Raw genomic sequence first — 13,685 nt, forward strand, 5'->3', positions numbered from 1 at the left:
ACGCCCACTCGACCGCCGTGCGGCGGCTTGGGTGCCTTGGGTGCGGCGCCGTGCGGCGGCTTGGGTGCCTTGGGTCGCCGCCGGGACGCCTGACTATGCGCGCTTTTGTCGGATGGCTTCGAAGACCGAGGGGTCGACGAGTGTGGAGGTGTCGCCGAGTTCGCGGCCTTCGGCGACGTCTTTGAGGAGGCGTCGCATGATCTTGCCGGAGCGGGTCTTGGGCAGTTCGGGGACGACGTTGATCTCGCGGGGTTTGGCGATGGGGGAGATCTCGATCGACACCTGTTCGCGCAATTCCTTGACCAATGCCTCGCCGGTGTTCTCCACGCCTTCACGCAGGATGACGAAGGCGACGATGCCCTGGCCGGTGGTCTCGTCGGCGGCGCCGATGACGGCGGCCTCGGCGACCCCGGCGTGTCCGACGAGTGCGCTTTCGACTTCGGCGGTGGAGATGCGGTGCCCGGAGATGTTCATGACGTCGTCGACGCGGCCGAGGACCCAGAGTGCGCCGTCGTCGTCGTAGCGGGCGCCGTCGCCGGCGAAGTACCACCCCTGCTCGGCGAAGCGCGACCAGTAGGTCTCGCGGAAGCGGTCCTCGTCACCCCAGATGCCGCGCAGCATCGACGGCCACGGCTGATCGAGTACCAGGTAGCCCTGCTCGCCGTGGCTGACCGGGTTGCCCTGGTCGTCGACGATGTTGGCGCTGATGCCGGGTAGTGGTTTCATCGCCGAGCCGGGTTTGGCCTCGGTCACGCCGGGCAGCGGTGAGATCATGATGGCGCCGGTCTCGGTCTGCCACCAGGTGTCCACGATGGGTGCGGTGTCACCGCCGATGACTTCGCGATACCACTTCCAGGCCTCGGGGTTGATCGGCTCGCCCACCGACCCGAGCAGCCGCACCGAGGACAGGTCGTGGGCGTCGGGGATCTCGCGGCCCCACTTCATGAAGGTGCGGATCAGCGTGGGCGCGATGTAGTAGATGGTGACGCCGTACTTCTCGATGATCTCGAAGTGGCGATGTTCGTTGGGGGAGTTGGGAGTTCCCTCGTAGACGACCTCGGTCGCGCCGTTGGACAGTGGCCCGTAGACGAGATAGGAGTGTCCGGTCACCCAGCCGATGTCCGCGCCGCACCAGAACACGTCGCGGCCTTCTTTGTGGTCGAACACGTTGTGGAAGGTGTAGGACGCCTGGGTGAGGTAGCCGCCCGACGAGTGCACGATGCCCTTGGGTTTGCCGGTGGTGCCGGAGGTGTAGAGCAAAAACAGCGGGTGTTCGGCGTCAAACGCCTCGGGGGAGTGGGTGGCCGACTGTTCGTCGACGGTGTCCTCCCACCAGACGTCGCGACCGTCGACCCAGGGCAGGTTCTCGTCGTGGTTGGTGCGGCGCACCACGAGCACCTTCTCGACGGACTTCGCGGCGTCGTCGCCGGAACCGAGTGCCTCGTCGACGGCGGCCTTGAGTGGGGCGGGCTTGCCGCGGCGGTACTGGCCGTCGGTGGTGATCACCAGTTTGGCCTCGGCGTCGTCGACGCGACTGCGTAGTGCGCCGGCGGAGAATCCGGCGAAGACCACCGAATGTGTCAGGCCGAGGCGTGCGCAGGCCAGCATCGAGATCAACGCCTCGGGCACCATCGGCATGTAGATCGCGACGCGGTCACCGGCGACCAGCCCGATCGCGGAGAAGTAGTTGGCGGCCTTGGACACCTCGTCCTGCAGCTGGGCGTAGGTGAGGTCGCGGGAGTCGCCCGGTTCGCCGACCCAGTGGATGGCGACGCGCTCACCCTTGCCCGCGGCGACGTGACGGTCCACACAGTTGACCGCGACGTTGAGTGTGCCGCCGACGAACCACTTCGCGAACGGCGCCCCCGACCAGTCCAGCACCTGATCGAAATCGGTGTCCCAGTCCAGGCGGCGGGCCTGCTCGGCCCAGAACTCCAGACGATCCGCGTCGGCGCGGTCATACATCTCGGCAGTGGCATTGGCCTGGGCGGCGAACTCCTTCGACGGCGGGTAGCCCTGCGCAGACGAAGTGGTGGCGGGAGACATCGGTCAGGTGTGCCTTTCACTCTCGACGACATTGGCGTGACGTGCGGTCATGCCGGTTTCTGATTGTGAGGGTAGTCACGTTGGAATCTCGTTGCAGGTGCCGATCGGCCGGACCAGCGCACATCCGCGACGAATGGTCCGGTGGACGCGACGAGCGGCACCCTCATTATGGTGGGAAGGCGTGAGTTCGGATCCGTTGGCAGCTGACCCGCTGGCACCGCTGTTGGAGTTACCCGGTGTCGTCGAGTCGGCCGATCGCGCACGTGACGCGCTCAGTGCCGTCCATCGACACCCGGCGAATCTGCGTGGTTGGGACAAGACCGCCACCGAGGCCTCGTGGCGCGCGGGTCGATCGTCTGCGGCCATCGACGGTGGCAGTGTGGAGCTGCGACGCGACGGTGACTTCGACGACCCGGTGCTGGCGGGGGCGATGCGAGTGGCCCAGGCCCTCGACGGTGACGCTCTCGAGCAACTCACCGCCGTCTTCCGTCGGGCGCCCGCCCAGGCCTTCGCCCGCCTGCACATGCTCGCCGCCGCCGGCCTCGTCGACGAACCGGACGAGCTCGGCCGACCCAGCGCGGCACCGGGCGTCGCGGCCCGGCTGGATCTGCTCGGCCAACTGGTGACCGGGGCCACCGCGGTCCCCGCGCCGGTTCTGGCCGCAGTCGTACACGGAGAGTTGTTGGGGCTGGCCGCTTTTCCGTCGGCCAACGGTGTGGTGGCGCGGGCCGCATCGCGTCTGGTGTGCACCTCGACGGGGTTGGACCCGCACAACCTCGGTGTCCCGGAGGTGACCTGGCTGCGGCGTGCCGATGAGTATCGGGCGTTGTCGACCCGCTTTGCCGAGGGCGACCCGGAGGGCGTGGGCGCCTGGATCGTGCTGTGCTGCGAGGCGCTCGAAGCAGGCGCGGGTGAGGCCCGATCCATCGCCGACGCCGCTCGCGCCGGCTGAGGCTCCGTTCGCGCCGGAGCGTTCTTCCCCGTATTCGCGTTCGTCCGACCGGAATACAGCGCGGTGGAACGGATTTCGGGTGGGAGGAACTGGAGCCGGGTAGTGACACAACGTCCCCCACAACGCACTGCGGGCGGCCGTCCGACCGGAGAACCGGTCGGACGGCCGCCCGCGTAGCACGGACCCAAGTTACCAAGCGTGCTTGGTGGGTTGTGGTACCGCCTCGGCGAGGGAAGGAGTGCCGATCGGTGCGCCCCGGTGTGAACCACGTGTGAATGACGGTGCCGTGCAATTGGATCGAGCTTATTCGGATCGATTCTTTCCGTCTGACGAACCTCTCGGTTCGCCTCGATCGGATCGATTCGTCCGGCTCGACAGGGATCCTTCGTGTCCCGGTCTACGGCCCGTTGGTGGTCACCGGCTTGCCCGTGTCGACCTACGATGTCGCAGGCGCACAACGCTTTTGCCTTATGCGGCGCGCTCCGCGTGGGTGCTTGCCGCCCGTGCTGGGAAGTGCTCGGCGTGGGGGTCCGTTCCTTCTCTTCCGGAGCGAACTTTGCCTTCCGAGATTCCGTAAAACCTTTTGTACACCGTGACCGCCATCACATCAAGGGTCTTTCGGACCAATATCCGATGGTGTCGTGGTGGCTCTCTCACACCACGTCGGTCGGCCGACCCGGGTGTCGTCGCGACGCGAATCCCGCCAAGCGTGCCGTCGCGACCGCGGCACCCACGGCCAGCGCGACCGCCGCCAGCGGCGATCCGAGGACCGTCCGGAGCCGCGCCGGCAACTGTCGCGAACGGCGCGACGCCGGTCGAGAGAACGTCAGGATCGGCCAGCCGGCGTCCCGGGCGTGCCGTCGCAGGTGTCGGTCGGGATTCACCACGTAGGGGTGACCGACCGCCGTGAGCATCGGGACATCGGTGATCGAGTCGGAGTACGCGTAGCAGGTGGAGAGGTCGTAGTCGTGCTGCTCGGCGAGTGCGATCATCGCCGTGGTCTTCGCCGCGCCGTAGAGGTAGACCTCGATCTCCCCGGTGTAATGGCCCTCCACGACCTCCATCTCGCTGGCGGCGACATGGTCGACACCGAGCATCGCGCCGATCGGCTCCACCATCTCGCGCCCCGACGCCGACACCAGCACCACATCGTCGCCGCGTGCGCGGTGGGTGGCGATCAACTCGGCCGCCTCGTCGAACACCAGCGGGTGGACCACCTCGTGCAGGGTCTCGGCGACGACGGCGCGCACCTGCGCGACATCCCACCCGCGGCACATGTCGGTGACGTGACGACGCAGCCGATCGATCTGCGTGTGGTCGGCCGCGGTCATCAGGAACAGCAACTGGGCCCAGCCGGATCGGATCACCGAGCGGCGGTCGATCAGTCCCGCGGCGAAAAAGGGGCGCGTGAAGGCGAGCACGCTGGATGTGGCGATCACCGTCTTGTCCAGATCGAAGAACGCTGCGCTACGACGTGTGGGGAGGACGGCATGGGCCGATCGGGCCTGGGGAGTGCTTGCCGACGAGGTGTCCGTCACCGGTTCAGGCTACGGCCCGATCGAGACCCCGGCCAGTGTCGATGCAACGTCGTTGCAGCGTGAAAGCGCAGGCAGCGATATTGAAATGTGACCTCGCCGGCCGGTTGTTTCTAGTTGCACAGGCCGAAATCCGATGTGTATAGTCGGCCTTAACCGGTTGATACCGGTGCCTTTCAGCCCGACCCCCCGGGGCTGAAACGCGATGACCCCGGCCTCCTCCCCCCCTGGCCGGGGTTGTCCTCTATCTAGGGCCCGTTACCCGGCGATCTGCCAAAACCGGGACACTTGACCAAGCAGTTGCTAGGTTCTCCCGCAGGTGCTGACGCGGGGGTGGTAGTCGAGGTGTCCACGAAACGAATGAACCGGTACGCGGTGCTGGTCGCGGTATTGGTGGCGACATGTGCGGTGGCGATGGTCGGGGTCGGCGCAGCCTCGGCCGCCCCCGAGCGGCCGCTGCCCGAGACCTACAGCTTCTTCGCCGGTATCCCTCCTGAGCTGGCTCATCCAGGCGGATCGTTGCCCGGATCGAATGACTTCGACTGTCGGCCCACACCACAGCACCCGCGGCCGGTGGTGCTGGTGCACGGCACCGGTGGTTCGCAGCAGACCAACTGGGGTGCCTACGTCGCGTTGCTGGCCAACCGCGGGTACTGCGTGTATGCCCTCACCTACGGGGCGATTCCCGGATCGCCCTGGCCGGTGTCGGCGATCGGCGGCATGACCCGGATGGAGCCGAGCGCAGCGCAATTGTCCCGGTTCGTCGACCGAGTCCTCGCTGCGACCGGCGCCCAGACCGTCGATCTCGTCGGCCATTCGCAAGGCACGTACATGCCGGCTTACTACCTCAAACGACTCGGCGGGGCGTCGAAGGTCACCAGGTACGTCTCGTTGGCGCCGCTGTGGCGTGGCTCGTTCGACGGTATTCCGTTCACCGAGATCACCCGGCAGCTGCTGCAGGGTGCGGATCTGCCGATCTGCGCGGCCTGCGGTCAGATGGCGGCGGGATCGCCGATGAACCGGGCGATCTGGAGTGGCGGCAGCCCGTATGTCGCGGGTGTGGACTACACGAACATCTCCACCCGCTACGACGAGTTCGTGGTGCCCTACACCAGCGGCCAGGTACCGGGCCGCTCCGGCGAGAGCGTCCGCAACATCGTCGTGCAGGACGGCTGCGAACAGGACCACAGCGATCACCTGGCGATCGCGGGGTCGCGCCGCACCGCCTACATGGTGCTCAATGCGCTCGACCCCGCGCATCCGGTTCGGGTGCCGTGTGAGTACGTGCCGCCGTTCACCGGTTGACCAATCCACAGGCCGGCAACGTATCCACAGATCTTCTCGCTTCCCGGGTGATCGGATCTGGGTCGCGTCGTCGTCGGTGACGATGTCGGGGTGACCGATGAACTCCTCACCCTGGTGGGCGCCGACCTGCACGACGAGGTCGCCCGGTGCGCAGCCGCCGCCGGCTACCGCATCCTGCCCGGGTCGACGTCGGAGTGTCGTCGAGAATGGTTGCGAGCCAGTGCGATCGCGGTGGACGGTCGTTCCGTCGAGGAGCTCAGCGGCCTGGCGCTGCCGCGGCGCGACGGGATCGTGATGGTCACCTCCGGCGAGCCGCCGGCGCAGACCTGGCGTGCGGCGATGAACCTCGGTGCCGAATACGCGGTGTCCCTGCCGGCCGAGGAATCCACCTTGGTGGGGCTGCTCACCGATTTCCGGGCTCCGCCCGCCGCGCCGGCCGCCGCCATCGCCGTGATCGGTGGACACGGTGGGGCAGGTGCCACCACCCTTGCCGCGGCCGTCGCGCTGGCGGCGACAGAGCTGGCACCGCGGGTGCTGCTGCTCGATGTCGACGATCTCGGCGCGGGTATCGACCTCGCGTTGGGCATCGAGAGTTGTGCCGGGCTGCGGTGGCAGGATCTGACCGTCACGGCAGGAGCTATGCGTGCCAGCGCATTACACGAAGCGCTACCCCACGTCGACGACCGGCTCTCGGTGCTCGCGCCCCGACCGGACAGCGCGGTGCCGGTCGCCGTCGAGCCGGTGCTGGCCGCGCTCGATGCCGGCCGAGCGGACGGGGACACGGTCATCGTCGACCTCCCGCGGGCGGGTGGGCCGGTGACCGATGCGGTGCTCGACACCGTCGACCTGGTCGTGGTGGTCACCACCGCCTCCGTGCCCGGCGCGGCATCGACGCGCCACGTCGCGACCCGGGTGCAGCGTCACGGGGTGTGGGCCGAACTGGCCGTGCGGGGACCGGCGCCGTCGGGTCTGCGGGCTGCACAGGTCGCCGCCACCGTCGGGTTGCCCTTGGTCGCCGCGTATCGCGCGGACCCGGGGTTGCCGGGGCGGATGGATGCCGGCAGATTGCGGATCACGCCTCGCAGCCCCCTCGGACGCGCCGCCCGCGCGGTCCATCGTGCCGCCGACCGCGTGGCGCGGGTGGCCGCATGACCGCACACGACGAGCTGCTCGACCGGGTGCGCGACCGGTTGGCCGCCGACGCGGCCGACCCGACGCCCGACGTCATCGCCGACGCGATCCGCGCCGAGTCGCGGGGCATGCTCGGCGACACCGATCTCCTTGCCGCTCTGCGATTTCTGCAGACCGAGCTGATCGGGGCCGGGCGTCTGGAGCAACTCCTGGTCGATCCTGATGTCGCCGACATCCTGGTCGCCGGCCCAGATAACGTCTGGATCGACCGCGGCCACGGCTTGCAGCGCACTGAGATCCGCTTCGACAGTGAGGACGCGGTGCGTCGTCTCGCCGGCCGGTTGGCGCTCAACGCCGGAAAACGACTCGACGATGCCCAACCATGGGTGGACGGGCAGCTCGTCGGCGTCGGCCGACGCGGACACACGGTGCGTCTGCACGCGGTGATCCCACCCGTCGCGCACGACGGCACCTGCATCTCACTGCGCGTTCTGCGCACTGCCACCCGCAACTTCGACGAACTCGTTTCGCTGGGCGCGATCCCCGACGACACGGTCCGACTCCTGCGTGACATCCTCGCCGCACGCCTGGCCTTCCTGATCGTCGGCGGCACCGGATCGGGTAAGACCACCCTGCTGGGGTCGCTGATCGGCGAGATGGCGCACACCGAGCGCATTCTCTGTGTGGAGGACGCGCTGGAACTGGACCCGCCGCATCCGCACATCGTGCGGCTGGTCGCCCGGACCGCGAACGTCGAAGGCGTCGGCGAGGTACCGGTTCGGGCCCTGGTTCGGCAGGCACTGCGGATGCGGCCGGACCGGATCGTGGTCGGTGAGGTGCGCGGCGCCGAGGTCATCGACCTGCTGACCGCGTTGAACACCGGACACGACGGATGCGCGGGCACGCTGCACGCGAACTCCACCGCCGAGGTGCCGGCGCGGATGGAGGCGCTCGCCGCGCTCGGCGGGATGGCCCGCGCCGCGTTGCACAGTCAGCTCGCGGCCGCGGTCCAGGTGGTCCTCGGCGTCGCACGCACACCGGGCGGTAGCCGCGGACTCGTCGAGATCGGGATGGTGGCGCCAGGCGACGACGGTCTGGTCCGCATTCGCCCGGTGTGGACCCGTGCCGGTGGATTCGGCGAGTCCGCCGGACGGCTCGACGAGCTCATCGGCAGCCGATCGCGGTGACCGCGCTGTACTTGGCGGTCGCGCTGGGGGTCGTGTGGTGGCCGGTCACCGGCACCGAGTCCCGGTTGCACCGTCTCCGGGACGCTGCGCGCAGGCGTTCGCCGATGCCGACGCCCGCAGTGCTGGTGTGCGCACTGCCGCTGGTGCTGACCGTTCTCGCCGGTGTCCCGGCCGGAGTGTCGTCGGCCGTGGTTGCAGCCGGTCTCATCTGGCAGTGGCAGCGCACCAGGCGGGTTCGGCGTCGCGACGGTGAGATCGCCGCCCTGCTGCTGGCGTTGTCGGTGATGATCGCCGAACTGTCGGTGGGTGCGCCGCCGGCCCGTGCGTGCACGGCCGCGGCGCGCGAACTGCGTTCGGCAGAGGGAGTTTCGGGGGCGGTGGCCGACGGGTTGGCCGCGATGTCCGGGCGGGCGGAGCTGGGCGGCGACGTCCTCGACACCGGGGCCGCCGGTCACCCGGATCGGGGTGATGCCGCGTCGTGGCGCCGAGTCGCGGTGGCGTGGCACTTGGCTGATCGACACGGTCTACCGATGATCGAGCTGTTGGAATCGGTGCGGTCGGACGTGCTCGAGCGTCGGCAGTTCGCGGCCCGCACCCACGCCGGCCTGGCCGGCCCGCGAGCGACCGCCGCGGTACTCGCCGGTTTGCCGGTGATCGGTGTGTTCCTCGGACAGCTGATGGGGGCGAACCCGCTGGCGGTGCTGTTGGGAGGAGGCCCCGGCGGCGTCCTGCTGATCGTCGGCACGGCCCTCTCGATGGCCGGATGGGTGTGGGCACAGCGCATCACCGAACGGGCGGCCCGACGTTGAGCGTCGCCGCCGCGCTGATCTCCACCCTGTTCGTGGCTGCCGCGGTCTGGTGCTGGCCTGGTCCGGACTGGGCGTTGCGGCGGGTCGCCGGGCAGCAACCCGCCGCGCGGCCGGTCCGGGCGAGTGATGCTCGCGATGACCCGTTCGGGGTCGCCGCGTCCCTGGACCTCTTCGCGGTGTGCCTGCGTGCCGGTCTTCCGGTCGGAGCAGCTGCGGCGGTTGTCGCCGATTCGGCGCCCCCGGGCCTGGCGCGACCGCTGTCGGTGTCCGCCGAACTGCTGGCTCTCGGGGCCGATGCCGACCATGCCTGGCGCCGTAGTCGACCTGTGCCGGGGACCGATACCACCAAGGGCGCGCCAGGTCCGGGGGAAACCACCTCGGAACATTTCGACGCTGTGGCCACCCTGGCGCGGCGCTCGGCGCGAGCCGGATCGTCGCTGGCCGGCGGATTGACCGAACTCGCCGACGGTGTGCGCCGCGACGCCCACGACCAGGCCACTGCGGCCACCGAGCGAGCCGGTGTCGCGATCAGTGCCCCGCTGGGGCTGTGTTTTCTGCCGGCGTTCGTGTGCCTGGGCATCGTGCCCGTGGTCCTCGGTCTCGCCGGCTCCGTCCTGGGTGGGTGATGAGGCGATGGCGCACCGGTTCTCGTCACCGGGCGGGTGGTCCCCCGGGGTTTCTCCAAGTCCGATGGATCCAAATCGGGCTCTGGTGCGTCCAAAGAACCAGAGGACGCACCCGGCGTCCCAGGAGGGGCAACCTGATGACCGACAATATGTTTCGCCGACCCGTCGAGCGTCTTTCCGCGGAGGTGCTGCGGCTGATCACCGACGACGAGGGCATGAGTACTGCCGAGTACGCGATCGGGACCATTGCTGCGGCGGCATTCGGAGCGATTCTCTACACGGTGGTGACCGGCGACAACATCGTCAGCGGCCTGACCGGCATCATCGGCAAGGCGCTCAACACGTCGGTCGGCTGAGGTCACCGTGCACATGGTGCGACGGAGCATCACCGCGATCCGGTTGGCGATCGCCGATGATCGCGGCATGGTCACGGTCGAGGGTGCATACGCGATCGCTGCGATCGTCTCCGCCGTGGTGATCGGTGTCGGCGTGGTGGCGGCGGCGGGTGCGCAGATCCGGTGCACCGACGCGGCGCGGGAGGCGGCCAGGTTGGCCGCGATCGGCGATACGTCGGCGCTCTCGACGGCGGTCTCCATCGCCGGGCAGGACGCGCGGGTCTCACTGCGCGACAGTGGCACACAGATCGTCGCCGAGGTACGCGACAACGTGCCGTTGCTACCGCTGGTGGAGCTGTCTGCGAGGGCCGTCGCAGCGAAGGAGTCCCTCGGCGCCGACTCCAGGGTCAAGCAGTCCGGGGTCACGCAGTTCGGGGACATCCCCGAAGACAGCGAGCGCCGTGATGCGTTGGTGGGCTGATGACCGCGGTTTCGCAACGCTGCTGGGTGCTTTCGCGGTTGCGGCGCTGGCTGCGGTGGCCGTCGCGATGCTCTACGTCGGTGGGGCAGTGGTGGCGCGTCATCGCGCGCAGTCGACCGCGGATCTGGCGGCGCTCGCCGCTGCACAGCAGCACGTGTTGGCCGCGCCGGACCCGTGCTCGGCCGCCATCGAGATAGCCGAGGCGCAGCGTGTCGGCGGGCGGATCGCGCGGTGCGAGGTCGACGGTATCGATGTGGTGCTCACGGTTGCGGTACCGGTGCGTCTCGGGCCGTTCGGGGTTCGGGAGGCGGTGGCGTCGGCCCGCGCCGGGCCCTGAACCGCACCGGCAGGTGCACGATCAGTGCTCGTCGGGGATCACGATCCGCTGCGGGTGCACCCGACGCGACTGCAGTGGCGCGAACCAGATGTGGCCGAAGTCGACGTTGTCGTCACCGAGGTGTGCCAGTTCGAAGACGGGAACCGCAGGGGCGTCGGGCATGAATCGGGTTGTGGCCCGCACGAACGAGGTCCAGTGAATGAGTTCCCCCTCGGTGAGGAAGCCGCCACCGACCGCGCGCCGGCCACCGGAGCCGTCGGTGAGCGCGACGTAGACATCGCCGAGTCCCGGGTCCACCTGGGGCCCGATCATCGCGCTCTGCAGATACCAATGTGCGCTGCGGACCACCGTCGCGTGGTACCCACCGCGCTGGGCCGCACACCACGCGTAATGCAGGTCGAGAGCGTCCATCGCGGCCTCGTCGTCGAAGAACACGTCGCGTTCGCCGATGGTGGCGGGCAGTTCGTCGACATTCTGGGTCGGACGTGCCAACAAGAACCACGCCGGGCGCACCGAGGTGATCGTGCGGGCCGCATGTTCGCGTCCGCCTGCGCGATCGTCAGTCATCCTTCGAGTATCTCCGACACAACAGCGTCAGCACCTTGATCGCGCCATCTTTGTCGAGCGGATCGTTACCGTTGCCGCACTTGGGGGACTGCACACACGAAGGACAGCCGCTCTCGCATCGGCAACTCGCCACCGCGTCGCGGGTGGCGGCGATCCAGGTGTCGAAGGTGGTGAAGCCGCGATCGGCGAAACCGGCACCACCCATGTATCCGTCGTAGACGAACACGGTCGGCAGGCCGGTGTCGGGGTGCTGGTTGGTCGACAGGCCGCCTATGTCCCACCGATCGCAGGAGGCGACCAGCGGCAACAAGCCGATGGCGGCATGCTCGGCCGCATGCAGTGCGCCCGGGAAATCGCCGACTGTCACCCCGGCGCCCTCCAGCGACTCCGGGGTCAGCGTGTACATGACGGCGCGGGTGCTCAGCGTCTGGGCGGGCATGTCGAGTTCCACCGCATCGAGCACCTCACCGGACAGCAGCGTGCGCAGATACCCCACCACCTGATGGGTCACGTCCACCTCCACGAGGGAGACGGTGAGGTCCCCGCAGTCGCGCCGGTCCACCACGTCGGTGATGGAGACGTCGGTGAGTTCGCGGGCCGACGTGGTCCAGTCCGGCTCCTCGGGATGTGCCAGCGCCAGACCGTCGTCGAGGTCGAGTTCGTCGACCACAAATGACTCGCCCTGATGGATGTGCAGGGCGCCGGGATGCACCGTCGACATCGCGCGACCGGAGTCGACGGTGCCTAGCAACTGCGAGGTGGTGGTGTCGACGATCAGCACCTGACCGCCGATGCCGCCTCGGATGTCGATGTCGGCATGCGGCTCGATGCCTGCGGCGACATACCACCCGGCCTTGCGTCTCTTGAGTTTTCCCTCGGCAGTCAGTTCGGCGACCGCGTCGGTGGCGTCCCAGGCGGCGATCTCGTTCTCGCGCAGCGGGAGTTCGGCAGCAGCACACAGCAGGTGGGGTTTGAGGATGTACGGATTGGTGGGATCGGTGACGGTTGCCTCGACCGGCCGCCCGAGCAAGGCCTCGGGATGGTGCACGAGGTAGGTGTCGAGCGGGTCGTCGCGGGCCACCAGCACCACCAGCGAGTCTCCGGAAGTGCGTTGGCGCCCAGCGCGTCCGGCCTGCTGCCAGAAGGACGCAACAGTGCCCGGGTAACCGCCCACGATGACCGCATCCAGACCGCTGATGTCGACGCCCAACTCCAGCGCGTTGGTCGTGGCCACCCCCACCAGTTCACCGTCGGAGATGGCTCGTTCGAGTCGCCGCCGATCGTCGGCGAGATACCCGGCGCGGTAGGCGGCCACCCGGTCGACGAGCTCAGGAGCGCTCTGCGCCAGCAGATGCCGGGCCTGTCGTGAGGTCAGCTCGACCCCGCGCCGGCTGCGCTGAAAACACAGCGTCCGCGCTCCCTCGACAACGAAATCCGCGAGCAGTCGAGCCGATTCGGAACCGGCCGAACGTCGGATCGGTGCGCCGTTCTCACCCGTCACCGCGGGCAGAAAATCCGGCTCCCACAGCGCAACTGTCCGTTCGCCGCGCGGTGAGGCATCCTCGGTCACCGCGACGGCGGGTTCGCCGATGAGCCGCGTCAGCGCCTCGGCCGGCTTGGCCATCGTCGCGCTGGTGGCGATGACCACCGGATCACCACCGGCCGAGCGCGCGATCCGCAGGAGTCGGCGCAGGACCAACGCGGTGTGCGAGCCGAACACCCCGCGGTAATGGTGAGCCTCGTCGACGACGATGTAGCGCAGATGCCGAAAGAAGTGTCGCCATCGCGCGTGACCGGACAAGATACCGATGTGCAGCATGTCCGGGTTGGTGAAGATCCACCGGGAGTGTGCACGCGCCCACTGGCGTAGCTCCACGTCGGTGTCACCGTCGTAGGCGCACGGTTGCAGATGTGTGAACTGGCGTTGAACACCTGTCGCCGCTCCGCGACGACTGTCGCCGGCCGCACTGAGCAGTGATGTGACCGAACGGATCTGGTCGGCACCGAGAGCCTTCGTCGGTGAAAGATACAACGCTGTCGCATTCGGATCCTTCAACAGCGTGCTCACAATGGGTAGCTGATACGCCAACGATTTCCCGGAGGCCGTGCCGGTGCACAGGGCCACGTGTTTTCCGTTAAATGCATGTTCGGCAGCCGCCACTTGATGCACCCACGGTTTATCGATTCCGTCGGCACCGAATGCGGCCACGAGATCGGCCGGAACCCACTCCGGCCAGTCGGCGAAAGTGGCTGCGCGCGAGCCGATCACCGACATGTGTGTGATCGGAGAGGTGGACGGGTCGGTGCCGGCCGTGCTGCGTCGGAGCAGCTCGGACCCGAATGTGGGAGTGTGCATTGCCTGGAGAGTTCGATT

Annotated in this window: 13 protein-coding genes; 9 read left to right on the plus strand and 4 right to left on the minus strand. The window is 68.5% G+C overall.

From position 1 onward, the window contains the following. Nucleotides 1-93: 93 nt before the first annotated feature. Nucleotides 94-2,046 carry an acetate--CoA ligase gene (gene acs, locus VX037_RS18305; protein ID WP_235721770.1) on the minus strand — a complete coding sequence of 651 codons (1,953 nt, stop codon included), beginning with the start codon at nt 2,044-2,046 and terminating at the stop codon, nt 94-96. A 196-nt stretch (nt 2,047-2,242) separates the two neighbouring features. On the opposite strand from acs, the gene VX037_RS18310 reads away from it, so the two are divergent. Continuing rightward, a complete protein-coding gene (locus tag VX037_RS18310) occupies nt 2,243-2,998 on the plus strand; it encodes an oxidoreductase (protein ID WP_235721999.1) in 756 nt (251 codons plus the stop codon). Nucleotides 2,999-3,651: 653 nt separating this feature from the next. Here the strand turns inward: VX037_RS18310 and VX037_RS18315 are convergent. Next, the gene (locus VX037_RS18315) at nt 3,652-4,536 is read right to left on the minus strand and encodes an HAD family hydrolase (RefSeq protein WP_287016586.1); all 885 of its coding nucleotides are present in this window, start codon (nt 4,534-4,536) and stop codon (nt 3,652-3,654) included. A gap of 357 nt (nt 4,537-4,893) precedes the next feature. On the opposite strand from VX037_RS18315, the gene VX037_RS18320 reads away from it, so the two are divergent. The 8 genes from VX037_RS18320 (at nt 4,894) to VX037_RS18355 (ending at nt 10,744) form a co-directional block, all read left to right on the plus strand. Then, nucleotides 4,894-5,838 carry an esterase/lipase family protein gene (locus tag VX037_RS18320; RefSeq protein WP_372474950.1) on the plus strand — a complete coding sequence of 315 codons (945 nt, stop codon included), beginning with the start codon at nt 4,894-4,896 and terminating at the stop codon, nt 5,836-5,838. A gap of 90 nt (nt 5,839-5,928) precedes the next feature. Then, nucleotides 5,929-6,990 carry a septum site-determining protein Ssd gene (ssd, locus tag VX037_RS18325; RefSeq protein ID WP_235721771.1) on the plus strand — a complete coding sequence of 354 codons (1,062 nt, stop codon included), beginning with the start codon at nt 5,929-5,931 and terminating at the stop codon, nt 6,988-6,990. Then, nucleotides 6,987-8,156 (plus strand): TadA family conjugal transfer-associated ATPase, encoded by a 1,170-nt coding sequence (locus tag VX037_RS18330; protein ID WP_235721772.1) that lies wholly within the window; start codon nt 6,987-6,989, stop codon nt 8,154-8,156. The genes ssd and VX037_RS18330 overlap by 4 nt, the downstream gene beginning before the upstream one ends. After that, on the plus strand, nt 8,153-8,965 hold the full coding sequence (locus VX037_RS18335) for a type II secretion system F family protein (protein ID WP_235721773.1): 813 nt from the start codon (nt 8,153-8,155) through the stop codon (nt 8,963-8,965). Before VX037_RS18330 ends, VX037_RS18335 begins: the two co-directional genes overlap by 4 nt. Beyond that, nucleotides 8,920-9,591 carry a type II secretion system F family protein gene (locus VX037_RS18340; protein ID WP_287016585.1) on the plus strand — a complete coding sequence of 224 codons (672 nt, stop codon included), beginning with the start codon at nt 8,920-8,922 and terminating at the stop codon, nt 9,589-9,591. The genes VX037_RS18335 and VX037_RS18340 overlap by 46 nt, the downstream gene beginning before the upstream one ends. Nucleotides 9,592-9,728: 137 nt before the next feature. Continuing rightward, nucleotides 9,729-9,947: a DUF4244 domain-containing protein gene (locus tag VX037_RS18345; RefSeq protein ID WP_328715262.1), complete on the plus strand. Its 219-nt coding sequence runs from the start codon at nt 9,729-9,731 to the stop codon at nt 9,945-9,947. A gap of 13 nt (nt 9,948-9,960) precedes the next feature. Beyond that, nucleotides 9,961-10,407 carry a TadE family type IV pilus minor pilin gene (locus tag VX037_RS18350; protein WP_235721798.1) on the plus strand — a complete coding sequence of 149 codons (447 nt, stop codon included), beginning with the start codon at nt 9,961-9,963 and terminating at the stop codon, nt 10,405-10,407. Next, a complete protein-coding gene (locus tag VX037_RS18355) occupies nt 10,391-10,744 on the plus strand; it encodes an Rv3654c family TadE-like protein (RefSeq protein ID WP_235721799.1) in 354 nt (117 codons plus the stop codon). The genes VX037_RS18350 and VX037_RS18355 overlap by 17 nt, the downstream gene beginning before the upstream one ends. Before the next feature lie 21 nt (nt 10,745-10,765). Here the strand turns inward: VX037_RS18355 and VX037_RS18360 are convergent, their stop codons facing one another. Next, entirely contained in the window at nt 10,766-11,311 is a 546-nt protein-coding gene (locus VX037_RS18360) for a hypothetical protein (protein ID WP_235721800.1), read from the minus strand. Further along, nucleotides 11,304-13,667, minus strand: coding sequence for a DEAD/DEAH box helicase (locus tag VX037_RS18365; RefSeq protein ID WP_235721801.1), 2,364 nt, complete (start codon nt 13,665-13,667; stop codon nt 11,304-11,306). The genes VX037_RS18360 and VX037_RS18365 overlap by 8 nt, the downstream gene beginning before the upstream one ends. Nucleotides 13,668-13,685: the final 18 nt, after the last annotated feature.

Origin of the sequence: Gordonia sp. Z-3 (genome assembly GCF_036233855.1) — a bacterium.
Lineage (GTDB): Bacteria > Actinomycetota > Actinomycetes > Mycobacteriales > Mycobacteriaceae > Gordonia > Gordonia tangerina.

Excerpts from the sequence above, each read along its gene's own strand:
- VX037_RS18360 (WP_235721800.1), bottom strand. The coding sequence starts at position 11,311 with ATGACTGACGATCGCGCAGGCGGACGCGAACATGCGGCCCGCACGATC.
- acs (WP_235721770.1), bottom strand. The coding sequence starts at position 2,046 with ATGTCTCCCGCCACCACTTCGTCTGCGCAGGGCTACCCGCCGTCGAAG.
- VX037_RS18320 (WP_372474950.1), top strand. The coding sequence starts at position 4,894 with ATGAACCGGTACGCGGTGCTGGTCGCGGTATTGGTGGCGACATGTGCG.
- VX037_RS18340 (WP_287016585.1), top strand. The coding sequence starts at position 8,920 with ATGGGTGTGGGCACAGCGCATCACCGAACGGGCGGCCCGACGTTGAGC.
- VX037_RS18345 (WP_328715262.1), top strand. The coding sequence starts at position 9,729 with ATGACCGACAATATGTTTCGCCGACCCGTCGAGCGTCTTTCCGCGGAG.
- VX037_RS18350 (WP_235721798.1), top strand. The coding sequence starts at position 9,961 with ATGGTGCGACGGAGCATCACCGCGATCCGGTTGGCGATCGCCGATGAT.
- VX037_RS18355 (WP_235721799.1), top strand. The coding sequence starts at position 10,391 with ATGCGTTGGTGGGCTGATGACCGCGGTTTCGCAACGCTGCTGGGTGCT.
- VX037_RS18330 (WP_235721772.1), top strand. The coding sequence starts at position 6,987 with ATGACCGCACACGACGAGCTGCTCGACCGGGTGCGCGACCGGTTGGCC.
- VX037_RS18365 (WP_235721801.1), bottom strand. The coding sequence starts at position 13,667 with ATGCACACTCCCACATTCGGGTCCGAGCTGCTCCGACGCAGCACGGCC.